Genomic DNA, 21,134 nt, shown 5'->3' with positions numbered 1-21,134 from the left:
GGATTCTGGTGAGCAGCGTACGCACGACCGCAAAGGCACCCGTAGAGGTGCCGAAGGAACAAAGGCCCGGGCCGGGGCGGGCACGGAAGAACTGGCAATCGAGGGAACGGATCACCGCCTCGCTGATGGCCCTGCCGTCGCTGATCCCGCTGGTCCTTTTCGCGCTGCTGCCGGTGGCCTATGTGGTGTTCCTCAGCTTCACGCGGTACAACGGCGTCACATCGCCGCAGTGGATCGGGCTTGTCAACTACCAGCAGATGCTGAAGGACGGGGCCTGGTGGCAGTCCGTCCTCATTACCTTGATCTTCGCGCTCGGCCAGATCGTGATCGGTCTCCCGCTGTCGTTGTTCCTGGCCACCCTTCTCAACAGCGGGTTGAAGGGGATGGCCGTGTTTCGGGGCATCTTCTTCCTGCCCTATGTCATCTCCATCGCCGTCATCGGCGTCGTGTTCTACTTCCTGCTCAGGCCGGTCAACGGAGTGATCAACGGAATACTCCAGGCCCTGAGCATCATCTCCACGGATGTGGACTGGCTCGGAAGCCAGGGAACCGCGCTGGCGAGCCTGATCCTGGTGGGCGTCTGGTCCACCTTTGGGATCAACCTGATCTTCTTCCTGGTGGGGCTCCAGACAGTCCCCAAGGACCTTCTGGAAAGCGCCCAACTGGACGGCGCCAACGCCCTGCAGCAATTCCGCCACATCACGCTGCCGCTGCTCGCCCCCATCACCCGCGTCGTCGTGGTGCTGTCCATCGTCTTTTCGCTGAGGTCCTTCGACCTCGTCAAAACGCTGACAGATGGGGGTCCGGCCGGGCAGACAAGCGTGATGTACACCTACCTGTTCGACTACTTCTTCGGAACTGACAGGGGAAGCCAGTACGGCTACGCATCGGCCCTTGCGGTCGGCGCGAGCATCATCGCCGCGATCGTCTCGCTGGTCTACATGGGCCTTGCCCGCGATCGAACAGTCCGCTCGCAGGCAGCAGGCACGGAAGAAGGAACGCGATGAACAACCGGAGCGCTTCGCGCGCCACGCTCAGGACGCTCGCCTACCTGGTTCTCACCGCGGTGGCCATCGTCACGCTGGTCCCCTTGGTCTATGCGTTCTTCGCATCCTTCAAGCCCTCGGCCGAGATCTTGTCCAGCGGATCGCAGCTCCTTCCAGAGACGTGGACGTTCGACAACTACATTCGGGCGTGGGAATTGGGCGGGTTCAGCCGGTACCTGGCCAACTCTGTCATCGTGGTGATCGGCGTCGTCGCAATCGACCTCTTTGCCTCCTCCATGCTCGGCTACCTCCTGGCGCGGCGGGCGGTTCCCTTCCACGGGGCCATCGTCGCGGTGATGTCCTTCACCTTGTTTGTCGGCGTCGGGACTGCAACCCTCTATCCGCGCTTGCAAATTGCCCAGGTCCTCGGAATCGACAACCTCTTCGGCGTCATCCTGGTCGAGCTCTCCGGCATCGGCATCATCCATGTGTTCCTCATCCGGGCCTTCTGCGAGAGCCTGCCGCTGGAACTCGAGGAGGCCGGACGCCTGGACGGCCTGGGACTGTTTGGCGTCTACTCCCGGCTGGCCCTTCCGCTCATGCGGCCGATCCTCGCCACCACCGGGATCCTGGCGTTCCAGGAAGCCTGGAACAACTTCCAGATCCCCTATGTGTTCACCATCAGCGACCAGGACCTCCGCACCCTGGTGGTCGGGGTCTTCGCCCTGCGGAGCACCTCCGAGGGCACGCAGGCATACGACCTCATGCTGGCCGGCGCGATGATCATCATCGTTCCGATCGTCATCCTGTTCTTCGTCTTCCAACGCTTCTTCATCCAGGGCATGACCGAGGGGAGCGTGAAGGGATGAAACCGACAGGACTCCTCGGTGGCCTCTACCGCGCATGCAGCATTTACAGTGCGTTGGCCTGGATCAGCGTCCTGTGGCTCCTGGGCTCCCTGCTCCTGGTCACGCTGCCGATGGCCACCGTTGCCCTCCACGATGCGGCTGCCCGGCTGCTCGACGGCGAGGCCCCCACCTGGAGGCGGTTCGTCCGCACCATGAAGGAAAACGTCGGCTCGTCCTGGATCGCGTTCGCCGTCGTGGCCCTTCCGGGCTCCCTGGCGTGGGCTTTGCTGGGGATCTCCCGCAGCGGTGCAGGACCGATGGCCGCCGGCGCGGGCATGGCGCTGGTTGCCGTCACCGCCATGATCTTGGCCGTTGCTCCACATGCATGCCTCAAGGCCGCCGGGGATCCGGTCTCGGTGATCCGCTGGACTGCCTATATGGCCATGGCACGGCCAATCCGGGCAATTCTCGCTGTCGTCCCGTGGGTGGCGATGACCGCCGTGGTCGCATTCTGCCCGCCTCAGATCATCATCGTCGTCGCAGCGGTTGCCATAAGCATCCCAGCCCTCGGCAGCGTTGCGGTCATGAAATACGAATGGGCGACGGCGCCGCGCGGCGCCCGTCGTCAAGGAATTCAGGCTTTCTCCAACATCACGTCGAAAGGAATCATGCAATGAGAACGAAGAGGTTCACTCGTTGGGCAGCCCTGGTGGGGGCGGCGGCAGCTGTCAGTCTTGTCTCCGCCTGCGGCTCCGGCACGCCGTCAGCAACCCCGACGGCGGGAGGTACTGTAAGCGTCTGGATTCAGAACGGCGCGCAATCAGCTGCGATCCAGAAGCATCTTGAATCCTGGGGCGCGGAGAACGGCACCACTGTGGAGGTGACAGTACAGGCCTCCGATTCATACCTCAACGCGCTTCAGCTCGCGCTCAAAACGGGCAAGGGCCCGGACGTCTTCGATGCCTCCAGCGCCCAGGTCCTTGCATCCGCCGGGTTCTTGAAGCCGCTCGACGATGTGTTGAGCGACGAGGACAAGACGGCGTACGCCAGGGCCCTGCAGAAGCCCTCGCCGTACATCTTCAACGACGCCACCTACGCGGTGCCCACCACGGCGGATACAACGCGGCTTGCCTACAACAAGGACATCTTCAAGAAGGCCGGCCTGGATCCGGAGAAGCCTCCGGTAACGTTTGCCGAGGTCGTCACGGCATGCAAGGCCATTGAGGCGAGCGCCCAGGGCGTCTATTGCTTCGGGCTTCCGCTCAAATGGGTGGGTTGGGCCAGCTGGATGCTGGACCCCAGCATCACCAACACCGAGGACGATCTGACGGGCAAGGGCATCTTCAACGTCAGCACTCAGAAGTATGAGACGGACAAGGCCAAGCCGGGCATCGAACTCTACCGGGAACTGATCAGCAAGGGCTGGGCGTACCCGGGGGCAAGCTCGCTCGAAAACGATGCCATGCGCGCCGCCTTCGCAAAGGGCGAGATCGCCATGTTCGTCTCTGCGTCGTGGGACGTGGGCGTGCTCAACGAGACCAACAAGACCAGCGCCAACTGGGCGGCAGCGGCCGTCCCCGCCCCCCAAGGCACCAAGGCCGTGCGGCAGGCAATGAACGCGGGCACCCCTTACGGGATCAACGCGGCAAGCAAGAATGCCGCCGGAGCCGGCGCCGTGCTCAACGTTCTCATCGGCTCCACCCTGAATACACAGCTCGGGAAAACGGGCCTGACCTTCCCGCTCAGGGCGGATGCAGCCAAGGCGGCTTCGGACGCAGCAAAGTGGCCCCAATATGCGCAGTATGCCCCGTCAGAGACCGACAAGGCGTGGTTCGTCGCGCCGACGGCTTTGCTGAACGTTCAAGGGGAGAACTTCAGGGATGCCATGGCCCGTCTGCTGCTCGGCACGGAGGACGTCTCCAGTGGCCTTGACGCGATAGCGGGCAAATACAATGCGGCGTTCAAGGATGCCGTCGATTCAGGCCAGATATCGGCCGAGAACTTCGCAAAGGCGAAGTAGAAGTTCCGGGGTGTGGCTCCGCGGAACCACACCCCCGGAACCGGCAATCCAGCGGGTCATCTTTCGAAAGACAAAGGAGCAGGTCTCTAGCCCTGCACGGGACAAGGAAGTCTTGGTCGACATGGAAATCTCACGAAGAACCGTTCTCAAATTTGGCGCAGCAGGCAGTGTATTCGCGTTGATCCCGCTGGGCTCAGTGCCCCTGGCGGCACATGCGGCAGACAGCACCCAAGCAATGAACGTGAACATCTCCCCTGGCGCCGCGGCCCCACTGCCTTCCAACTTTGGCGGGTATAACCCTGATTTCCAGGTTGTCGGCATGAACTTCCGGGATCCCCAGGCCGCGAGCCTTGCCCGCGACCTTCGTGCCGGAACCCTGCGGTATCCATCAGGCACGGATTCGGACTACTTCGACGTTCGCACCGGAAACGTGAGGCCGGAATGGGCCGCACAGTTCTTCGGCAAAATGACGGCCTTCGATACTTCGCTTGACGATGCACAGATCATCGGTGCAAAACCGGATCTGCACCGGCTGTCCGGCTTCAAAACGCTCCTGGACGACATCGATGCCGACACGGTGATCATCATCAACGGCTTTACCGATTCGCCGGAGTCGGCAGGAGCAGTTGCCGCCTACTGCGTGGCGAACAACATCCGGGTGGCAGCCTATGAACTGAGCAACGAAGGCTGGCTCCTGCCCACCTTCTTCATGGATGCCACGGACTATGCCGCCCGGATGAAGCCCTACTTCGAAGCCATCAAGGCCGCCGATCCGCAGGCCCAGGTGAACGTCATGTTCTCCCAGGGGGAAGCACCGGCATGGGACCAGGCCCTGGCGGACTACCCGGACAAGTACTGGGACGGCATCTCCTTCCACATGTACGGCGGAGGAGACCGCTACAGCACCTTTGACGACGCCGTGAAGGACCTGAACACCCGTCTGGCAGACCGGACCAATTCGTACATCGACAGCTACTACCTGGCCAAGGGACGCCCGGACATGCGGGTGACCGTGAGTGAATTCAATTCCACTCCCAGCACCATGACCAAGCTGTCCACCTCAGGCATCATCCGGACCCTCTACAACGGGATCTTTGCTGCCGAGTTCATCACGAGGCTTTCCAGCCACCCCAACGTCGACCGTGTGATGCTGCACGGGCTGGTTCAGTTTGGCGCGACCTTCACGAAACCGTACGTGGACACGATGAAGAACGCCTATGAGCGCGGCACGCCGTTGGACACCGCAGGCTTCGATTTCGGCGTCATCAAGCACGGCTCGGCCCTTGCCCTCTCCGTCTGCCTGGACGCCATCAACAGCAGTTCGCATACCCTGGCAACCGGTACCGATGGAACGGTGACGGTCCCCAAATATGGTGGAACCGTACCGGCCGTGCACACCCAGGCCTACGTCGGCCTTGACGGCCACGACTACCTGGTGGTCACCAACAAATCCAATATCGCCCATTCCCTCAGCATCAACTGGGACGGGGTTCCCTTGCCTGGCCCGTTTGAAACGAGATACATCAGCGCAGAGGATCCGCGCGCTGAGAATACCGCGGTGGATCCCAACACGGTCGCGGTGCAGGAAGGAGCATCGCCGAACCCTGTGCTCGTGCCCGGGTACAGCGTCATGCGGATCAAGTGGAGCCGGGCGGGCACGGCCCTTCACTCATCGGTGGTTGTTCCCAGGGGAGCCCAGATCGTCAGGGCCCAGCCCGCTGGGCGAAGCATCCACGTGTCCTGGACCAAGGCAGAAGCGGCTGAGCTCCATGTTGCGCTGTGCAAGACAAGCGACGGAACAATCATTCGCCAACAAGTCAGCAAGAAGTCCGAGCTCACGTTTGAGGGACTGGCACTGGGAACGACGTACCAGGTGACGGTCGCACCTCAAGAGGGCGGGGGAGCAGGCACGGAATCCAAGCCCAGCTTCGTGCGACTTGCCGTGCCGGACCCGAGCACCTTGGAGTCTGTAACCCCGGGCGACGGCACTGCTGTGCTGGCGTGGACGCCCGTAGCCGGAGCGGACGGCTACATGGTGCGCTACGGTCCCACGGGCACGGAGGCATCGCTGGCCGTAGGAAATTCCATGGGCGTGGAAGTTTCCGGGCTAACGAACGATGTTGAATACATGTTCACGGTGCACGCGGTCAACACGTATGGGGAATCGCCCGCCTCCGGCTCCCTCACCGCGACACCGAGCGCCAACGTACCCTATCCGCCGCACACTGTGCTCGCGGCAGCGGGCGGCAGCGGAACCCTCGTATGGTGGAAGCCCTCCTACAAGAGGGTTTTGAACGCCAACTTCGAAGCCGGAGCCGCAGGCTGGGAGCTCCAGGGAGCATGGTCCGTCCTGGACCTTCCCGGCGCGGACGGGCCGTTGGCTGACGGCAAGGGCATGTCCAAGCGGTTGGCCATCAACGGAACAGGAATCGCAACGACCGGATCCGACGTATCAGCGAATCACTTTGTCGGCGCCGAAGTGGCGTTTTCGAGCACGCTGTCAGGATCAGCGGGACTGGTTCTGCGCTATGTGGACAGCGCGAACTACTATTTCGCCAGCTTCGACTTCGCCACCGCGAAGCATTCGATTGGCCGGGTGCTGGCGGGCACCACGTCGGTTTTGGCCGAAACCCAGCCAATCACGGAGGCCTATGCGCTTCCGGCGGCGAACCGGCAATACACCTACCGCTTCGAACTCAACGCGGCCGTGCTGGTCCTCTTTCGCGACGGTTCGGAAATACTGCGCGTGCGGGACACGAACCTGCTTTCCGGAGCGCCCGGGCGGGTGGGCATCGTCTCGACCGGAGCGGCCGTCAACTATGACCGCGTCCACATCGAAGCTGACACCGCCACAGGGTTCGATATCCTGCGATCAACTGAGGCCGGCGGACCCTACTCCACCATTGCTTCGCACTCAGCGGGAACCACCTTCCTGGACACGACGGCCAGCAGCCCCGGCAACTACTACCGGGTCATCGCAGTCACCGGAAGCATTCGCTCCGCGTACGCCTCGCATCCGGCCCCGTCGAGGCTGAAGAACGTTGCCCGCGACGCAACCATCACGGCCAGCAGCACCTTGGCCGGCACAGCGACGGCCAAGCTCGTGGACGGAATCAAAAACCTCGATTCCAGCCGCTGGGTTTCGCAGCCCGGTGAACCACATAGCCTCGAATTCACGTGGCCCAGCGCCAAGACCATTGCGCGGGTGTGTGTCTATTCAGGATTCATGGCGAACCGCGGATTCCAGATCGGAGCCTACGATCTTCAGTGCTGGGTGGACGGGGCATGGGAAACGGTCACGTCAGTGACTGGCAATACGAAGGACGTGTATGACGGAGGCTACAACGACCTCTCCTTCGCCCCGATCTCCACAAGCAAGATCCGTCTTCACATCACCGATGCCTGCACCGCCCCGGGCTACACGAACGCCCGCGTACTTGAAGTGGAAATCTACGGCAAATGAACAGCGCAACATCGTACGCGGACACGGAGACTCCGCTCAGGAGCCACCACGGCCAGTTCCGTCCGGAGGACTTCGATTCCTTCTGGCTGGACACCCTCGCCGAAGCGGACCGGCATCCACTGGACCTGCGTCTTGAGCCCGTCGAATCGCCGCTGAGGACGATCGACGTCTTCGATCTGACCTTTGCCGGTTTCGGCGGAGAACCAGTGAAAGGCTGGCTTCGACTCCCCAGAGCAAGGGGAGCGAAACTGCAGGCCATCGTGGAGTACGTGGGTTACGGGAGCGGGCGGGGCCACCACATCGACAACCTGCTCTGGTCCTCCGCAGGCTACGCCCACCTGACCATGGATACCCGCGGCCAGGGGAGCTCCCACAGCATCGGGCACACGCCGGACCCGCACGGCTCCGGCCCTTCAGTGCCCGGCTTCGCCACCCGGGGAATAGCCGGACCGGGTGAGTACTACTACCGCCGGGTCATCACGGACGCAGTGCGCGCCGTGGCGGCCGTGCGAACGCTCGAATGCGTCGATGCCTCAAGAGTGGCCCCATTCGGGGCAAGCCAGGGCGGGGGCATCGCCCTCGCCGTCGCCGGGCTGGTTGAAGGGCTCTCGGCCGTCGTCGCGAAGGTGCCTTGCCTGAGCAATTTCCCGCTTGGAATCAGCCTCGCGGAGTCCGGGCCATATACGGAGATCGCCGCCTGGCTCAGGATCCATGCCGAGGAAGAGGCGGAAGCGCTGCACACCCTCTCCTATTTCGACGCCGTCAACTTCGTGGAGCGAGCGACGGCGCCGGCGCTGTTCTCGGCAGCGCTCAAGGACATGGTGTGCCCGGCGCCAACCGTGTACTCGGCGCACGACGCCTACGCTGGCGAGAAAAGCCTGAACCTGTGGAAGTACAGCGGCCACGAAGGTGGCGGCGTCGGCGAGGACCACCAGGTCCTGGGCTTCCTTGAGGCGAAGATGGCCACCTCGTCGGACCGCAGCTCAGGCTAGGGCCCGCTACCCCAGCCGCCGAACGAGGGCATCGAGGATCGGCAGCTGACCTTTCACCAGTTTGGTGCGGGCTTCGGCCTCGCTGGCCCATACGGCGTCGTCGATCTCCGGGTAGCTTCGGACGATGCCGGAGCCCCTCGGCCATTCCAGGTCAAAGGTGTTGCTCACGATCAGTCCAGGTTCAAAGTCCGTTTCGGCGGTGAAGACGGTGATGATCTTGCCCGAGGGCTGCCGGAAGGCGCCCAGCAGAACGTACTCGACGGCGGGCGCGGGCGTGCCGATCTCCTCGGCGAATTCGCGGTGCGCTGCCGCCAGCGGGTCCTCGTCTTCGGTGTACTCGCCTTTGGGGATGGACCAGGCGTGGGCGTCCTTGCGGGCCCAGAAGGGTCCGCCCATGTGCGCGATCCACACCTCCAACTCCGATGCGGCGCTCCGGCGGTACAGCAGAATGCCTGCGCTCCGAACTGACATTTTCCCTCCCACAACGGGCCACCTGATGCAGGCCGCTACCCAAGGCAAGAGTACGACGGCGAGGCCTCCCGCCGTCGTACTCTCGCTGGCCGTTGTAGTCGCTACCCAACAGGGCCACCATGATCCTATGGATGCTGAAACACCGAGGGCCGGGGAGCTGAGCCTTCCCCAGGAATTTCTACTGCTGGCAACGGACCCCAAGGGCGGCGGGCCCGAACTGCCGGCGTTCGTCCTCCGGGTCGGAGTGGCGGGCGCAGTGTTGGCCGAGCTGGAACTTCTCGGCGCAATAGAGCTGCAGGGCAAGCGCGTCAGGGCTACCGGCGCCGCCCCGCAATCGGAGTTCCAGCACCAGGTGGATATCATCCGTGAAAAGTCCCGGCCCCACACTCCCAAGCGGTGGGTCGCCATGCTGGAGAGCCGCGCCGAACTGCACCGTCTCTACGAGGGGATGGTGCAGCTGGGCATCGTGGAGCATGTCGGCGAAAAACGCCTGGGCCTGTTCAAGACCACGCGGTACCCGGAGAAGGACCACGCTCCGGAAGCCGCGCTGCTGCAGAAGGTCCAAGCCGTACTCGGCGGTGAGCCGTCAGATTCCAGGACCACGGCCCTGACCGCCCTGCTTCATGCAGCAGGGCTGCTCGACAAGCTCTTCCCCGGAGCAGACCAGAGCCGGGCAAGGGCGCTGACGAAGGACCATTGGCCCTCCCGTGCGGTGGTGGACGAACTGCGCATGGTCAGGATGGCGGACGCAGAGGCCGCCACGTAAGGCCCGCTGCCGGCGCCGGATCCCTCTTCATGATCCACGTCACCAGCAACACTTTCTGGCTCCTGCAGTCACTGCTGGGGCAGAGTGTGAGGGGCGCCCTGAAATGGGTCACTGCCGGGGTCTCGGTGGCCTCCGTCGTCGCGATCCTCCTGATCCTGCCCACGAGCCTGCTGTTCTGGGCGGATCAAGTCCGCCCAGGCACTAACGAAAGAAAGAACGAACATGACAGAGACACGCATCGCGCCCTTGGAAGGCGTACGCGTCCTGGAGCTCGGAAACTACATCGCCGCGCCCACCGCCGGCAGGCTGCTGGCCGATTTCGGTGCCGAAGTGATCAAGGTCGAACGCCCCGGAACCGGCGACGAGCTGCGCAACTGGCGGCTCCACAAGGGCAACACGTCCATGCTCTACCGCACCCTCAACCGCAACAAGAAGTCCGTGGTGCTGGACCTCAGGACCGAGGCCGGCAGGCAGGCCGTGCTGGCACTCGCCGCAAAATCGGACATCCTCCTGGAAAACTTCCGGCCCGGCACGCTGGAACGCTGGGGCCTCGGCCCCGACGTCCTCAACCAGGCGAACCCGGACCTCATCATCACCCGCATCTCCGCCTTCGGGCAGACGGGTCCGCTCTCCGAGCGGCCCGGCTTCGCCGCCGTCGCCGAAGCCTATGGCGGGTTCCGTAACCTGGTGGGGGACCCGGACCGAGCGCCCGTCCGGGTGGGCGTCTCCATCGGAGACTCGATCGCGGGCCTGTACGCCGCGTTCGGCTCCGTGATGAGCCTCTCCCAAAGGGAAGCACGACGCCGGGATGCGGCTGGCGCTGTCCCGCTCGCCGAGCGGATCATCGACGTCGCGTTGCATGAGGCGATGTTCTCCATGATGGAATCCCTGATTCCGGACTACCAGGCCTACGGCGTGGACCGGCAGCGCGTGGGCGGCCGGATGGAAGGGATCGCTCCGTCGAACGCCTACGTCTGCAAGGACGGCGCCAGCATCGTGGTGGCGGGCAACGGCGACTCCATCTACCAGCGGTACATGCAGACCATCGGCCGCCCGGACCTCGCGGAGGACCCTTCGCTGCAGAGCAACGCAGGCCGCTGGGAGCGGCGCGAAGAGCTGGACCAGGCCATCGGGGCATGGACGGGGGAGCTGGACGCCGCCGACGCCCTCGCAGCCCTGGACGCCGCCGGTGTCCCCGCCGGCCCCATCTACACGGCGGCGGACATCAGCAGCGACAGCCAGTACGCGGCCCGGAACATGATCCAGAAGTTCGACGTGTCCACTGGGGAAGAGGTCCTGTCCGGTGTGGGCTTCCCCGGCATCGTCCCGGTGATCGGAAACCAGTCGCTGCCCATCCGGAACCTCGGACCGGACCTGGGCGAAAACACCGTAGAAATCCTCGGCGGGCTCCTCAACATGAGCCCGGCAGAGATCAACGCGGCCTCCGGCCGCGAGGAGGCACTCCAGGCATGAACCATTTCGAAAACAGCCTCGCCGCAACGTTGGGCAACACCATCCTCCGGGATGTGACCCTGCGGGACGGGCTCCAGCTCACCGGCAAACTGCTATCCACCGAGCGGAAGGTCGAGACGGTCCGGGAGCTGCTGCGCCTGGGCGTGCCGGCCATCGAGCTGGGCTCCATGGCCCGCGCGGACCTCGTCCCCACCATGGCCAACACGCTCGAAGTGGTCCAGGCCCTCTCTGCGGAGGAGCTGGAAAGGTGCTGGATCTGGGTGGCCACCCCCGGCCACGTGGCCAAGGCCTCGGCTGCCGGAGCGCGGAACTTCCAGTACTGCCTGTCGGCCTCGGATTCGCACAACAAGGCGAACATCGGCCGCACCACGGACGAAAGCCTGGCCGCCCTGCCCGAGGCGGTGGAGTACGCCCGCGCCGTCAATGGGCAGATCCAACTGTGCATTGCGACGTCGTTCACGTGCCCGTTCGAAGGATACGTTCCCGAGGAGCGCATCCTGTCCATCGCCAACGACCCCCGGGCCGAAGGCACCACAGACATCGTCATCTGCGACACCCTGGGCCAGGCCATCCCCGCGCAGGTCTCCGGGCTGATCGCCCGGGTCCGGGACGAGTCCCCGGCACGGCGGATCGTCTATCACGGCCACGACACCTGGGGCCTCGGGGTGGCCAACACCCTTGCGGCCATCCAGGCGGGCGCCGCCATGGTGGACGGGGCACTCGGCGGCCTGGGCGGCTGCCCCTTCGCGCCTGGTGCCAGCGGCAACACCTCCAGCGAGGACATCCTTTTCGCCACCCGCCCGGAGTGGCTCACCACGGAAACCTTCGCGGGCCTCGTGGTCCTGTCCGAGAAGCTGCTGGCCGAGCTGGGCGAACCCAACCGTTCCAAGGCTGCCCAAGGCGCCCGGTCCAGGGCGGAAGCCTTCGACTGGGTCCTCCCCTCGGACAGCGCTGGACAGCCTTCCACCGTGGGAGGCAACTGAACATGGGGAACCACTTCCTGGTCACCACCGCCATCCCGGAACCGGGCCTGCAACTGCTGTCCGATGCCGGCCAGGTCACCGTGCTGCCCGAGCCGCCTGACTACGCGACGCTGGCGGCCCTGTGTGCCTCGGGTGAGTACGACGTGGTCCTCACCCAACTGCGGGACGTGGTGGACGAGCCGCTCCTGGCCGCCGCGCGCCTGAAGGGCGTTTCCAACTACGCCGTCGGCTACAACAACATCGACGTGGACGCTGCCGCCCGGCACGGCATCCTGGTGGGCAACACCCCGGGCGTGCTGACGGACGCGACGGCGGACATCGCCATGCTGCTCATCCTCGGCACCGCCCGCCGCGTGGTCGAAGCCGACCAGCTGCTCCGCGACGGAAAGTTCCTCGGCTGGGAACCGGAGTTCATGCTGGGACGGGATGTCTCCGGCGCCGTGCTGGGCCTGGCCGGGTTCGGCCGGATCGCCCGGGCTACGGCCCGGCGCGCGCTGGGGTTCGGCATGGAAGTCCTCTTCTCGCCGCGGCCGCCGGGCGACCGTCCGGTCAGCGAGGAGGAACTCGGCGAGTTCGCCGGCAAGGTCCGGCAGGTGCCCTGGGCTGAGCTCGTGGAACGCAGCGACTTCCTGTCCGTGCACGTCCCGCTGAACGAGCAGACGCGGCACCTGGTGGACGCCGGGGTGCTGGAGCGGATGAAGCCGGACGCCATCCTCATCAACACGGCCCGCGGGCCGGTGGTGGACGAGGCCGCCCTGGTGCAGGCCCTGCGCACCGGCGTCATTGCCGGTGCGGGACTGGACGTGTTCGAGGACGAACCACGCCTGGCGCCGGGGCTGGCCGAGCTGCCCAACACGGTGCTGCTGCCGCATCTCGGCAGCGCCACGGTCCGCGTCCGCAGCGAAATGGCCCGCCTCAGCGCGCTCAACGCCATTGCCATCGCCGAGGGCCGCTTGCCGCTCCATCAGGTCAACCCCCTCGCCGGGGCATGACGATCCTCATTGCCCCGGACAGTTTCAAGGGCACGTACTCGGCGGCCGGGTCGCCGCGGCCATTGCGGCGGGCGTGTACGACGGCGGACGCCGGGCCACGCGGCTGCCCGTCGCCCTTCGGATGGGGGTGTTGGCTGGTGCTGGGGTGGCTGTTCGGCGGGTTCGGCCTTACTCGTCCGCAGGGGGCGGTGCCGCCGTCTCCTGCGCTTCGGCGGCCGCCTGTGCATACGAGGCCGAGACCCGGCGGTAGACCGGGGTCAGGAAGGCCAGCAGCGCGGCCGCGATCATGATGATCCCGGCCACCAGGAACACCAGGGCGATGCCGCGGGACGTTCCCTCGCCAAGCAGCGGGGCCAGCTGGGCCGCTCCCTCGGTGGACCGTGCGTACGGGATGATCCAGACCTGGGCGATCGGCGCGATGAGGAACGCGGTGATCGGCGCTGCCGCGGACTCGAACGCCATGGCGAATCCGAACACCCGGCCCTGCCGCGGCAAGGGCACTACCCGCTGGATGACGGTCTGTTCGGCGGCCTCAACGAAGGGGATCAGGACCATGTACAGCCAGATGCCGGCGATGTACAACCATGCCCACTCCCGCACCGTGAACATCGCACCGAGGAACCCCATCACCATCACCGCGATGAGCATGGTGCGCAGCGGGTTGGCCCCGAGCCCGAACTTGCCGATCACCGCGCCACCCAGGATGAACCCGGTGGCGCCCACTGCGAAGACGGTTCCCCACAGTTCCACGGGGAACATCTCCAAGCCGTAGGGATCCATCAACGCCATGTAGACGCCGCCGATGAAGTTGTTGAACGTGGAGAAAATGATCAGTGCGAACAGTCCGGCAATGGCCAACACTGCGGTGAGGGAGCCGCGCAGGTCGAATCCGCCGTGTGCGTCCGTGGCGGCCGCGCGCACCTCCTCGGGCATGCGCAGCGTGAGCAGGTGCGCGAAGGCGATCGCCGTGAGGACCAGGGCGACAACCAAGGTCCAGCCCATGCCCAGCAGCCCCACAGAGAGTCCGGAGAGCACCGAGGTGACGAGGAACATCAGTCCCTGAACCATGCCCACCAGCCCGTTGGCATTGGCCCGCCGGTCCGGGTCGATGAGGATGGTGACCGTGGTGGAAAGGGCAATGTTGCGCATGTTCTCCACCACCGCGCCCACCAGGATGATCACGGCAAAGATCCAGAACCACGGCTGCGTCAGGTCCAGCAGATCGGCGGCGGGTGTCAGAAGGAACATCACCCCGGACAGCACGAACATCACCAGGGTGAAACCGGTGGCGAAGCGCATCACGGCCAGCTTGCGGTAGCGGTCCACGAAGGTGCCGAAGCTGATGCTGGACACGGCGATCAGCAGCATGTACGCCCCGCCGATGACGCCGGTGGCGATCACGTTGCGTGTCTCCAGGTAGACCCAGAACGTCAGGGCGAACCACAGATAGCTGGTGGTGATGTTGGCCAGGGCAGTGTTCACCAGGATCCCGGCGAACGTGCGGGACCGTTGTGCCGAAGTGCGCAAGGACGCGTCAATGGCGTCGGGATCGACCAGGCCTGGAGCCGCAGCGACTCCGGCCTGGGCCGGTTCGTGCTCGGTCATGCGTCCCAGTTTACTGAGAACCGGCTCTCGTGGACACGGTCAATTCCAGGACGGCCCGACGACGGCGGGATCACCCGCCGTCGTCGTCCTGGCTTGGCCCGCGCTGCGGCGGCTAGTCTTGCACACATCAGATGCGCGGCAAGGGGACATATGGGGATTCTGAAGAAGCGAAGGTGCAGCACCTGCGGGCGTTCGCTGGCCGCGCATGAGCGTGATGTTCGGTTCCAACTGCCTGACCCAGTGCTGAAAAGCCCCGAGCAGCACCACGCGGAGGGAAGCTGGCTCAGCCATAAGCACCCTAATACCTCGGTCATGATGATGGTCCCGGAGATCGGACCGTTCGTCAGGGCCCTGCTCCCCGTACGGCTGACGGAGGGCCACTCGATTCAATTCGGTGTGTGGGTTGCCATCCATCCCGACGACGCGGAAAGGGCAGCTTCGGTGTGGCTGGAACCGGACTATGCGGACTTGACGCTGACCGGCTACCTGGCAAACAACATCGAACCGTGGGGCCTCCTGAGGTCCCCGGTGGACCTGGCGGTGCGGAATGTGGACCACACTCCCTATTGCGTGAGCAGCAGTTCCCCGGAACTTGAAGACCTGCTCACCAACGAGTGGCCGCACAGCATCCTCGACTCGCTGCCTTAAGGCTGGCTCAGGGGCTCTAAGCCCTAAGGCAACCGCGACGCCCGCAGCACCGTGGCCTCGCCGGCACGCCCGGGTTCCAGCGGCACGGGACTGATCAGCACGGCAGGGCCGCGGTGCAGGATGCCGTCCGTAAGCACTTGGCAGCGCACGCCGCCCCGCCCGCGCATCGCCTTGTGCGCACCAGGGGCCAGCATCTCATCCATCCAGGCGCAGGGATGGGCAGGCCGTCCGGCCTTGAGTCGCACCACGTCCCGGCCGGATTCCAGCGCGAACTGGTGCCCCAGCAGCGGAGCCAACTCGGCCCCTCGGAGGACCACGTTGCGCCGTGTCAGGAGCGGGTCGAAGGGCTCCGCACCCAGCTCGGTGGCCATGGCTTCGAGCGCTTCGATCGCGAACACGGTGACGGCGGCATCCATATGTGCGGCCTTGCCGAAGAAGCGATCGCCGACGATGCCCTTGCCGGCCACCAGCTCAACTTGCTTGGCATCCGTGGTGGGGACGTCGGCCGCTCCCTCGCGTGCGCGGCCGAAGTAGGCGTGTGCCGGGGACACCAGAAGGTGCAGGACCTCCACCTCGTAGCGGTAGTCAGGCATCGACGAAGCCGCCGCTGGCCCAGCGCCGCAAGGCCAGCCGCTCGGCGTCATCGAACTCCATCAGGGCCACGCGGCACAGTTCCTCCACGTCCTCGGTCCAGGCTGCCGCCAGCTCCTCCGCCGTCGACGTGTCAGTCAGCTGGAAATCGACGTATCCCAGGCCTTGAATGACAAAGTTCACGGCGCCACGGGACACCGGCTGACCTGCGCTGACACAGTCATCCCTGACAAGCCTCGCCAGCTCGTTGCGGTTGACCGGCTGGTCACGGAGCCTGGCCGCCATGGCCATGAACAGCTGCCGGAACTGGGCGGCGGAAAGTGCGGGCACATCCGTGACCCTGGCGACCCGCTCCTCTATGCCGGACTCGGTGCCGGCTTCGGCGGGCAGATCGTCGCTGGAAAACCTCTGCGCATCCCAAACCCAGCCGCCACGGATTGCCGAGTATTCAACGTTGTTGCCGATCTGCGCCACCCAGGTCCCGAATTTGCCGAAGCCACCCCAGTCCGTCTTCAGGGACGGATCCGCCGTGAGCGCACGGTGGGCCACCATCGCCCCGACAACCGGGCCCGGGGCAGCCCGGACGAAGTCGCTGACCTCCTTGACCGCGGCGGACACAGCCTTCGCCCTGGACTTCGCCTTCACGGCACCCCCTGCCTGCGAGGGCTGGACGGACGGCACCGCGTGGATCGGCTCCACCGTGGTGCCGTTGAGGATCGCCACGAAGTCGTGGGACTCCACCACATGGTCCGCCATCTCGCGGTAGGCGAAGGCCACGGCGCCCGCGGCGATGACCGTGGTCATCTTGTCGGCTGCACGGAAACGCTGGATGAGTGAGGTGAAGTCCGCGTCGGCTGAGGCGATGAAGAACTCGTCGATGCCGGCGGTGCCGGACAGTGTGTCCATCGCGTCCAGCACCAGGTTGATGTCGGTGCTGCTCTTTCCGCGTTGCGTCAGCGACGGGCAGTCGATCACACGAAAACCGGCCCGAGTCCAGTAAGTCCGGTACTTCGAGAACGCCACCGGGTTCAGGTAGCAGTTGCGGATGAGGAACCGGCGGGAATTCTCGCCGGGCCCGCCGGCGGACAGTGCATCAGCCCAGTGCTTGGGGTCTTCTGCGAACCGCTTCGCCGCCTGGGGATCCAGGGCCTGAAGACCCAGGTAGACGTTGTCGAAATCGACAAACATGGCGGCCCGGAGCCCTGGCCGTCGGGAGGGAGAATGCGCCTCTTTCATTGGCTCAGTGTGCCAGCAACCGGGCCACAGTGGTGAGGCTTTTTTCTGCGACACGCCAAGCCGACGGGTGATGCCGCCGGGTGATAATGGAGGCCCCGAGCGGAAGGCACCTCTATGGAAATCGCAAAGCCCACCGAAGCCGACAAGGAGCAGTTCAAATCGCTGCTGGCGGGGCTGCCCGGCATCGACATCAAGCCGATGTTCGGGAACCTGGGCGCCTTCGTCAACGGGAACATGTTCGCAGGGCTGTTCGGCTCGACCATTGGCCTGCGCCTCTCGGATGAGGACCGCGAGGCGCTGACGAGCAGCAGCGAGACGCTGCCCTTCGGTCCGGCCGGACGGCCCATGGCCGGCTACGTGGGGCTGCCCGTCCAGGATCCGGGCGCGAAGATCGAGCCGTGGGTGGCCCGCGCGCTGGAACACGTAGCAACGCTGCCACCCAAGGCACCCAAGGCGCCCAAGAAAAAGAGCTGACGACGGCGGCTGGTACGGCCAAGCGCCAGGCCATTGTGCCCCGGGGCATTCGGTCCTAGGGTGGTGCCGTTCCCACCATGAGCCAGGAGGAACGATGTCCGGCGAGCCAGCATTCTTTGAGATCGGTGTTGAAGACCCCCAGCGCGGCAAGGAGTTCTACGGCGCGCTCTTCGGCTGGGATTTTTCTCCCGGCCCTTCCGGCGGTGGCGGATTCATGATCGGCACCGCAGGGATATCCGGCGGTATGCATGGCGGCGATCCGGGTGCCGTTCCATACCTGTTCTTCCGGGTTGATGACCTGGACGCCGCCTTGGACCGGGTGCGGGAACTCGGAGGCTCCGTCGATGAGCCTGAGCTGGGGGACGAGGCCAATGCGGGGCAGTACGGACGGTTCAAACTCTGCAAGGATGACCAGGGATCTGCGTTCGGGCTCCACGAACCGCCAAAGCCTGCTTAGATCGGGATTTCCAACGCGTTCTCGCCCTCGATCCAGACGCTCCGCGTGCCGAGCTGCTCGCACAGCCGCTGCATCCGCCCGGCAATTTTCCACGCGTTCCGACGAGCCAGGCGCGTCTGGAACTCGGTGATATTCGTCGGATGCAGGCGCAGCTTTCGGGGCGCGCTTTCGCCGGTTTCCAGCAGGAAGATGAATGACTGATCGTTGCGTTCTGTTGGGTCCACGGCGTAGTCATCCACGAAGTCGCCGGCGCTATAGATAATGGGCCGGTCCCTGTAGATTTCGATGCCCCGGAAAATGTGGGCCGAATGCCCGAACACCACATCGGCCCCTGCATCTACCAGCGCCCGCGCCAGACCCTGATGCTCAGTGGGGACAGCGGCCCCCCAGTTGGGGCCCCAATGTGCCGAAACGATCAGCAGCTGGACGCGCCCCTTCGTCCGCCGGACCAGGTCCAGCAGATCCGTGACCCGCTGGTCACCGGCATCCACGGGCACGTAGTGGATCCCGGGAGACCGGGCGGTGGCCTCCCAGCCCGGCTCGTTGTCGGTAAAGGCAATGAAGCCGACCGCAGTTGGGCCCACCCGCAGGACTGCCGGCCGCCGGGCAGCTTCAGCGTCGATCCCAGCCCCGGCCCTGAGGATCCCGTGCTGATCGAGCGCCGGCAACATCTCCCGAAGCGCATCAACCCCGAAATCCAGCACATGGTTGTTGGCCAGCGACACCACATCGATCGCCGCGGACCTCAGGCTCCCTACGTTCTTGACGTCCGAGCGGAAGTGGAAGGTCTTGCCCACGACGGGTGTTCCGCCGTCCGCCAGGACGCATTCGAGGTTGGCGAACCTGATGTCCGCCTGCCTGAGGACCGGGAGGGTATCGCCCCAGGGATAGGCGGGATCCGCCACTTTCAGCTGCTCGTTCACCAGGCGTCCGAGCATGACGTCCCCCAGGAGTGCCATCTGCATGCTCCACCTCCACGTTGGCAGGGCCTCTTCTTTCAGGATGGACCAAAAAGCTCTCGCGTGGTCCCGGTTCCTGAGGGATAGTTGGAACAGGCGGCTGCAACCGTTCATTCCGTGCTGTTCGCTGGTTTGGACAGGCCTGCGGCCGCTGTCCTGATGGGAACGTCGCGGCGATGGGCAGTTTTGAGGACAGGGCTGATGCAGGGCGTCAGCTGGGGATGCGCCTGGCGTATCTGCGTGCCCAGGACGCAGTTGTCCTGGGGCTGCCCCGGGGCGGCGTTCCGGTAGCGTTCGAGGTTGCGGCGGCCCTTGACGCGCCGCTGGACGTGATCGTGGTGCGCAAGCTTGGAGTACCGGTTGAGCCCGAACTCGCGATGGGAGCCATCGGGGAAGACGGTGCTTACGTTCTTGACAAGCATGTCCTCTCACTCATGAGGGTTAAGCAGGAAGAACTGCTGGCCGTCGAAAGACGGGAACGGGCTCTGCTCGATGCCCGGGTGGCACGATTCCGTACGGGCCGGACCCGCATGGATCTGCACGGCCGCATCGCCGTCGTCGTCGATGATGGGATCGCCACCGGGTCAACTGCCCGGGTGGCATGCGGCATCGCTCGAAAGCTGGGGGCCGCGAGAGTGATCCTGGCCGTTCCTGTTGCCCCTGCCGACACGCTCACGAGCCTGACGGAGCCGGACGAGGTGGTGTGCCTTGCCACGCCCCGGCAACTCACAGCTGTGGGCTACTACTACCGCAACTTCTCGCCGACCAGCGACGACGAAGTGGTGTGGCTGCTCGACGCCGCTGCCGAGCGTCTGGAGCGTGCATCTTCTTCGGCCGGAAACCTTGGCCTCGATGAGGACGTGGAGATCAAATCGGATGGGTTGCGGCTCCATGGACACCTGCACCTTCCCGTGCCTGCTGCCGGAGTGGTGGTGTTCGCCCACGGCAGCGGCAGCGGCCGCCACAGCCCGCGAAACCGATTCGTCGCCTCGACGCTCCAAAGGGCAGGGCTGGGCACCTTGCTGCTTGACCTGCTCAGCCCCGGGGAAGAGCACGACCGCGCGAACGTGTTCAACATCGAACTGCTCGCGCGCCGGCTGACCGCGGCAACGGCCTGGCTCGGCGGCAGGCGGGACACTGCCTCATGCAGCGTGGGATACTTCGGGGCGAGTACCGGGGCCGGGGCAGCGTTGTGGGCAGCGGCCGAACACGGGGCACAGATCGGTGCAGTCGTCTCAAGGGGAGGCCGTCCGGATCTCGCCGGAGCGAGGCTTGCCCTTGTCCGCGCCCCGACGCTCTTAATTGTCGGCAGTGCGGATCACAGGGTTCTTGAACTCAACCGCCGGGCGAAGGCCCTGATGCGCTGCCCCAACCGGCTGGAGCTCGTCCAGGGAGCCACCCACCTGTTCGAAGAACCCGGGACACTGGAGGAAGCGGCGACTCTGGCCAGGGACTGGTTTGTGCTGTACCTGCTGTCAGGCCAAGCAAGAGGAGGACACATGCCGGGGCACAATATTGCGGGCAAGAAGGTTGCTTTCCTGCTGACCGACGGCGTGGAGCAAGTGGAGCTGACCAGCCCATGGAACGCCGTGAAGGATGCCGGCGGAGAACCTACCCTCGTGGCCCCCAGAAGTGGAAGGCTTCAGGGTTTCAGGGGCACTGAAAAGGGCGAGACCTTTCACGTCGACATGACGGCGGCGGAGGCCGACGCCGCCGACTTCCACGCTCTGGTGCTCCCCGGTGGCGTTGTCAACGCAGACCACCTTCGCGTGGACAAGGACGCCCAAGCCTTTGCCCGGAGCTTCTTTGAACAGCACAAGCCGGTGGCGGCCATCTGTCACGGCCCCTGGCTCCTCATCGATGCCGGAGTGGTCCGGGGCCGGAACGTTACGTCCTACCGGACACTCCAGACGGATCTGAAGAACGCGGGCGCCAACTGGAGCGATGAAGAAGTGGTGGTGGACCATGGCCTCGTGACCAGCCGCAGCCCGCGGGACCTGCCGGCCTTCAATGCAAAACTGTTGGAGGAAATCGCAGCGGGCGGGCACGCCGGGAAGACTGCGTAGGCAAACCGGGAGGGGACGACGGCGGCGCGCGCCGCCGTCGTCCCCTGGCCTTTTTGTTTGCGGTGACTTTTGACGGGATGCGCCGGTCAGCCTCCAGGCTTGGG

General features: G+C 65.2%; 19 protein-coding genes and 2 pseudogenes. 16 read left to right on the top strand and 5 right to left on the bottom strand.

Going from position 1 to position 21,134, the window contains the following annotated elements; all coding sequences use genetic code 11:
• Positions 1-8: 8 nt before the first annotated feature.
• The 6 genes from NVV90_RS17530 (at position 9) to NVV90_RS17505 (ending at position 8,309) form a co-directional block, all read left to right on the top strand.
• Entirely contained in the window at positions 9-1,007 is a 999-nt protein-coding gene (locus NVV90_RS17530) for a carbohydrate ABC transporter permease (RefSeq protein WP_258438520.1), read from the top strand.
• Entirely contained in the window at positions 1,004-1,855 is an 852-nt protein-coding gene (locus tag NVV90_RS17525) for a carbohydrate ABC transporter permease (protein WP_258438519.1), read from the top strand. The genes NVV90_RS17530 and NVV90_RS17525 overlap by 4 nt, the downstream gene beginning before the upstream one ends.
• The gene (locus NVV90_RS17520; protein ID WP_258438518.1) at positions 1,852-2,511 is read left to right on the top strand and encodes a DUF624 domain-containing protein; all 660 of its coding nucleotides are present in this window, start codon (positions 1,852-1,854) and stop codon (positions 2,509-2,511) included. The genes NVV90_RS17525 and NVV90_RS17520 overlap by 4 nt, the downstream gene beginning before the upstream one ends.
• Entirely contained in the window at positions 2,508-3,854 is a 1,347-nt protein-coding gene (locus tag NVV90_RS17515; RefSeq protein ID WP_258438517.1) for an ABC transporter substrate-binding protein, read from the top strand. The genes NVV90_RS17520 and NVV90_RS17515 overlap by 4 nt, the downstream gene beginning before the upstream one ends.
• Positions 3,855-4,173: 319 nt before the next feature.
• On the top strand, positions 4,174-7,317 hold the full coding sequence (locus tag NVV90_RS17510) for a fibronectin type III domain-containing protein (protein WP_258438516.1): 3,144 nt from the start codon (positions 4,174-4,176) through the stop codon (positions 7,315-7,317).
• Positions 7,314-8,309 (top strand): acetylxylan esterase, encoded by a 996-nt coding sequence (locus NVV90_RS17505; protein ID WP_258438515.1) that lies wholly within the window; start codon positions 7,314-7,316, stop codon positions 8,307-8,309. The genes NVV90_RS17510 and NVV90_RS17505 overlap by 4 nt, the downstream gene beginning before the upstream one ends.
• A gap of 6 nt (positions 8,310-8,315) precedes the next feature.
• Here the strand turns inward: NVV90_RS17505 and NVV90_RS17500 are convergent, their stop codons facing one another.
• Entirely contained in the window at positions 8,316-8,780 is a 465-nt protein-coding gene (locus tag NVV90_RS17500) for an NUDIX domain-containing protein (protein ID WP_258438514.1), read from the bottom strand.
• 127 nt (positions 8,781-8,907) lie between these two features.
• Here NVV90_RS17500 and NVV90_RS17495 point away from each other — a divergent pair, with 127 nt between their 5' ends.
• The 5 genes and pseudogenes from NVV90_RS17495 to NVV90_RS17475 all read left to right on the top strand — a co-directional run bounded on the left by NVV90_RS17495 (position 8,908) and on the right by NVV90_RS17475 (position 12,994).
• Positions 8,908-9,546: a GPP34 family phosphoprotein gene (locus NVV90_RS17495; RefSeq protein WP_258438513.1), complete on the top strand. Its 639-nt coding sequence runs from the start codon at positions 8,908-8,910 to the stop codon at positions 9,544-9,546.
• A 29-nt stretch (positions 9,547-9,575) separates the two neighbouring features.
• Positions 9,576-9,656: pseudogene (locus tag NVV90_RS17490) on the top strand (hypothetical protein); the annotation flags it as partial.
• A 112-nt stretch (positions 9,657-9,768) separates the two neighbouring features.
• Complete coding sequence (locus NVV90_RS17485; protein ID WP_258438512.1) at positions 9,769-11,019, top strand: CaiB/BaiF CoA-transferase family protein; 1,251 nt, start codon at positions 9,769-9,771, stop codon at positions 11,017-11,019.
• Positions 11,016-12,002 (top strand): hydroxymethylglutaryl-CoA lyase, encoded by a 987-nt coding sequence (locus NVV90_RS17480; protein ID WP_258438511.1) that lies wholly within the window; start codon positions 11,016-11,018, stop codon positions 12,000-12,002. The genes NVV90_RS17485 and NVV90_RS17480 overlap by 4 nt, the downstream gene beginning before the upstream one ends.
• A 2-nt stretch (positions 12,003-12,004) precedes the next feature.
• A complete protein-coding gene (locus NVV90_RS17475) occupies positions 12,005-12,994 on the top strand; it encodes a D-glycerate dehydrogenase (protein ID WP_258438510.1) in 990 nt (329 codons plus the stop codon).
• A 168-nt stretch (positions 12,995-13,162) separates the two neighbouring features.
• Here the strand turns inward: NVV90_RS17475 and NVV90_RS17470 are convergent, their stop codons facing one another.
• Entirely contained in the window at positions 13,163-14,599 is a 1,437-nt protein-coding gene (locus tag NVV90_RS17470) for an MFS transporter (protein WP_258438508.1), read from the bottom strand.
• A 150-nt stretch (positions 14,600-14,749) separates the two neighbouring features.
• Here NVV90_RS17470 and NVV90_RS17465 point away from each other — a divergent pair, with 150 nt between their 5' ends.
• On the top strand, positions 14,750-15,247 hold the full coding sequence (locus tag NVV90_RS17465; RefSeq protein WP_258438507.1) for a DUF2199 domain-containing protein: 498 nt from the start codon (positions 14,750-14,752) through the stop codon (positions 15,245-15,247).
• Positions 15,248-15,270: 23 nt separating this feature from the next.
• On the opposite strand, the gene NVV90_RS17460 is transcribed toward NVV90_RS17465, so the two are convergent.
• Together NVV90_RS17460 and NVV90_RS17455 are read right to left on the bottom strand one after the other, a co-directional pair.
• A complete protein-coding gene (locus NVV90_RS17460; protein WP_258438506.1) occupies positions 15,271-15,840 on the bottom strand; it encodes an MOSC domain-containing protein in 570 nt (189 codons plus the stop codon).
• Positions 15,833-17,074, bottom strand: a complete 1,242-nt coding sequence (locus NVV90_RS17455) for an NYN domain-containing protein (protein ID WP_258438505.1) — start codon at positions 17,072-17,074, stop codon at positions 15,833-15,835. Before NVV90_RS17455 ends, NVV90_RS17460 begins: the two co-directional genes overlap by 8 nt.
• Positions 17,075-17,188: 114 nt before the next feature.
• Between NVV90_RS17455 and NVV90_RS17450 the strand changes: the two genes are divergently transcribed.
• Both NVV90_RS17450 and NVV90_RS17445 read left to right on the top strand, forming a co-directional pair.
• Positions 17,189-17,548 carry a TfoX/Sxy family protein gene (locus tag NVV90_RS17450; RefSeq protein WP_258438504.1) on the top strand — a complete coding sequence of 120 codons (360 nt, stop codon included), beginning with the start codon at positions 17,189-17,191 and terminating at the stop codon, positions 17,546-17,548.
• A 94-nt stretch (positions 17,549-17,642) separates the two neighbouring features.
• The gene (locus NVV90_RS17445) at positions 17,643-18,005 is read left to right on the top strand and encodes a VOC family protein (protein WP_258438503.1); all 363 of its coding nucleotides are present in this window, start codon (positions 17,643-17,645) and stop codon (positions 18,003-18,005) included.
• Here the strand turns inward: NVV90_RS17445 and NVV90_RS17440 are convergent.
• A complete protein-coding gene (locus NVV90_RS17440; RefSeq protein ID WP_258438502.1) occupies positions 18,002-18,970 on the bottom strand; it encodes a CapA family protein in 969 nt (322 codons plus the stop codon). The genes NVV90_RS17445 and NVV90_RS17440 overlap by 4 nt on opposite strands.
• Positions 18,971-19,140: 170 nt before the next feature.
• On the opposite strand from NVV90_RS17440, the pseudogene NVV90_RS17435 reads away from it, so the two are divergent.
• Both NVV90_RS17435 and NVV90_RS17430 read left to right on the top strand, forming a co-directional pair.
• Positions 19,141-19,575: pseudogene (locus NVV90_RS17435) on the top strand (phosphoribosyltransferase); the annotation flags it as partial.
• An 888-nt stretch (positions 19,576-20,463) separates the two neighbouring features.
• The gene (locus NVV90_RS17430; protein WP_258441223.1) at positions 20,464-21,030 is read left to right on the top strand and encodes a type 1 glutamine amidotransferase domain-containing protein; all 567 of its coding nucleotides are present in this window, start codon (positions 20,464-20,466) and stop codon (positions 21,028-21,030) included.
• Positions 21,031-21,134: the final 104 nt, after the last annotated feature.

Source organism: Arthrobacter sp. CJ23 (genome assembly GCF_024741795.1).
In the GTDB taxonomy this organism is placed as follows: Bacteria; Actinomycetota; Actinomycetes; order Actinomycetales; family Micrococcaceae; genus Arthrobacter.
The sequence above is the reverse complement of the archived record's forward strand: the minus strand, read 5'-3'. Positions and strand labels throughout refer to the sequence as shown.

What these genes read in the sequence shown, in the direction of transcription:
- NVV90_RS17525 (WP_258438519.1), top strand. Translation starts at nt 1,004, where the DNA reads ATGAACAACCGGAGCGCTTCGCGCGCCACGCTCAGGACGCTCGCCTAC.
- NVV90_RS17520 (WP_258438518.1), top strand. Translation starts at nt 1,852, where the DNA reads ATGAAACCGACAGGACTCCTCGGTGGCCTCTACCGCGCATGCAGCATT.
- NVV90_RS17515 (WP_258438517.1), top strand. Translation starts at nt 2,508, where the DNA reads ATGAGAACGAAGAGGTTCACTCGTTGGGCAGCCCTGGTGGGGGCGGCG.
- NVV90_RS17510 (WP_258438516.1), top strand. Translation starts at nt 4,174, where the DNA reads ATGAACTTCCGGGATCCCCAGGCCGCGAGCCTTGCCCGCGACCTTCGT.
- NVV90_RS17505 (WP_258438515.1), top strand. Translation starts at nt 7,314, where the DNA reads ATGAACAGCGCAACATCGTACGCGGACACGGAGACTCCGCTCAGGAGC.
- NVV90_RS17500 (WP_258438514.1), bottom strand. Translation starts at nt 8,780, where the DNA reads ATGTCAGTTCGGAGCGCAGGCATTCTGCTGTACCGCCGGAGCGCCGCA.
- NVV90_RS17495 (WP_258438513.1), top strand. Translation starts at nt 8,908, where the DNA reads ATGGATGCTGAAACACCGAGGGCCGGGGAGCTGAGCCTTCCCCAGGAA.
- NVV90_RS17485 (WP_258438512.1), top strand. Translation starts at nt 9,769, where the DNA reads ATGACAGAGACACGCATCGCGCCCTTGGAAGGCGTACGCGTCCTGGAG.
- NVV90_RS17480 (WP_258438511.1), top strand. Translation starts at nt 11,016, where the DNA reads ATGAACCATTTCGAAAACAGCCTCGCCGCAACGTTGGGCAACACCATC.
- NVV90_RS17475 (WP_258438510.1), top strand. Translation starts at nt 12,005, where the DNA reads ATGGGGAACCACTTCCTGGTCACCACCGCCATCCCGGAACCGGGCCTG.
- NVV90_RS17470 (WP_258438508.1), bottom strand. Translation starts at nt 14,599, where the DNA reads ATGACCGAGCACGAACCGGCCCAGGCCGGAGTCGCTGCGGCTCCAGGC.
- NVV90_RS17465 (WP_258438507.1), top strand. Translation starts at nt 14,750, where the DNA reads ATGGGGATTCTGAAGAAGCGAAGGTGCAGCACCTGCGGGCGTTCGCTG.
- NVV90_RS17460 (WP_258438506.1), bottom strand. Translation starts at nt 15,840, where the DNA reads ATGCCTGACTACCGCTACGAGGTGGAGGTCCTGCACCTTCTGGTGTCC.
- NVV90_RS17455 (WP_258438505.1), bottom strand. Translation starts at nt 17,074, where the DNA reads ATGAAAGAGGCGCATTCTCCCTCCCGACGGCCAGGGCTCCGGGCCGCC.
- NVV90_RS17450 (WP_258438504.1), top strand. Translation starts at nt 17,189, where the DNA reads ATGGAAATCGCAAAGCCCACCGAAGCCGACAAGGAGCAGTTCAAATCG.
- NVV90_RS17445 (WP_258438503.1), top strand. Translation starts at nt 17,643, where the DNA reads ATGTCCGGCGAGCCAGCATTCTTTGAGATCGGTGTTGAAGACCCCCAG.
- NVV90_RS17440 (WP_258438502.1), bottom strand. Translation starts at nt 18,970, where the DNA reads ATGCAGATGGCACTCCTGGGGGACGTCATGCTCGGACGCCTGGTGAAC.
- NVV90_RS17430 (WP_258441223.1), top strand. Translation starts at nt 20,464, where the DNA reads ATGCCGGGGCACAATATTGCGGGCAAGAAGGTTGCTTTCCTGCTGACC.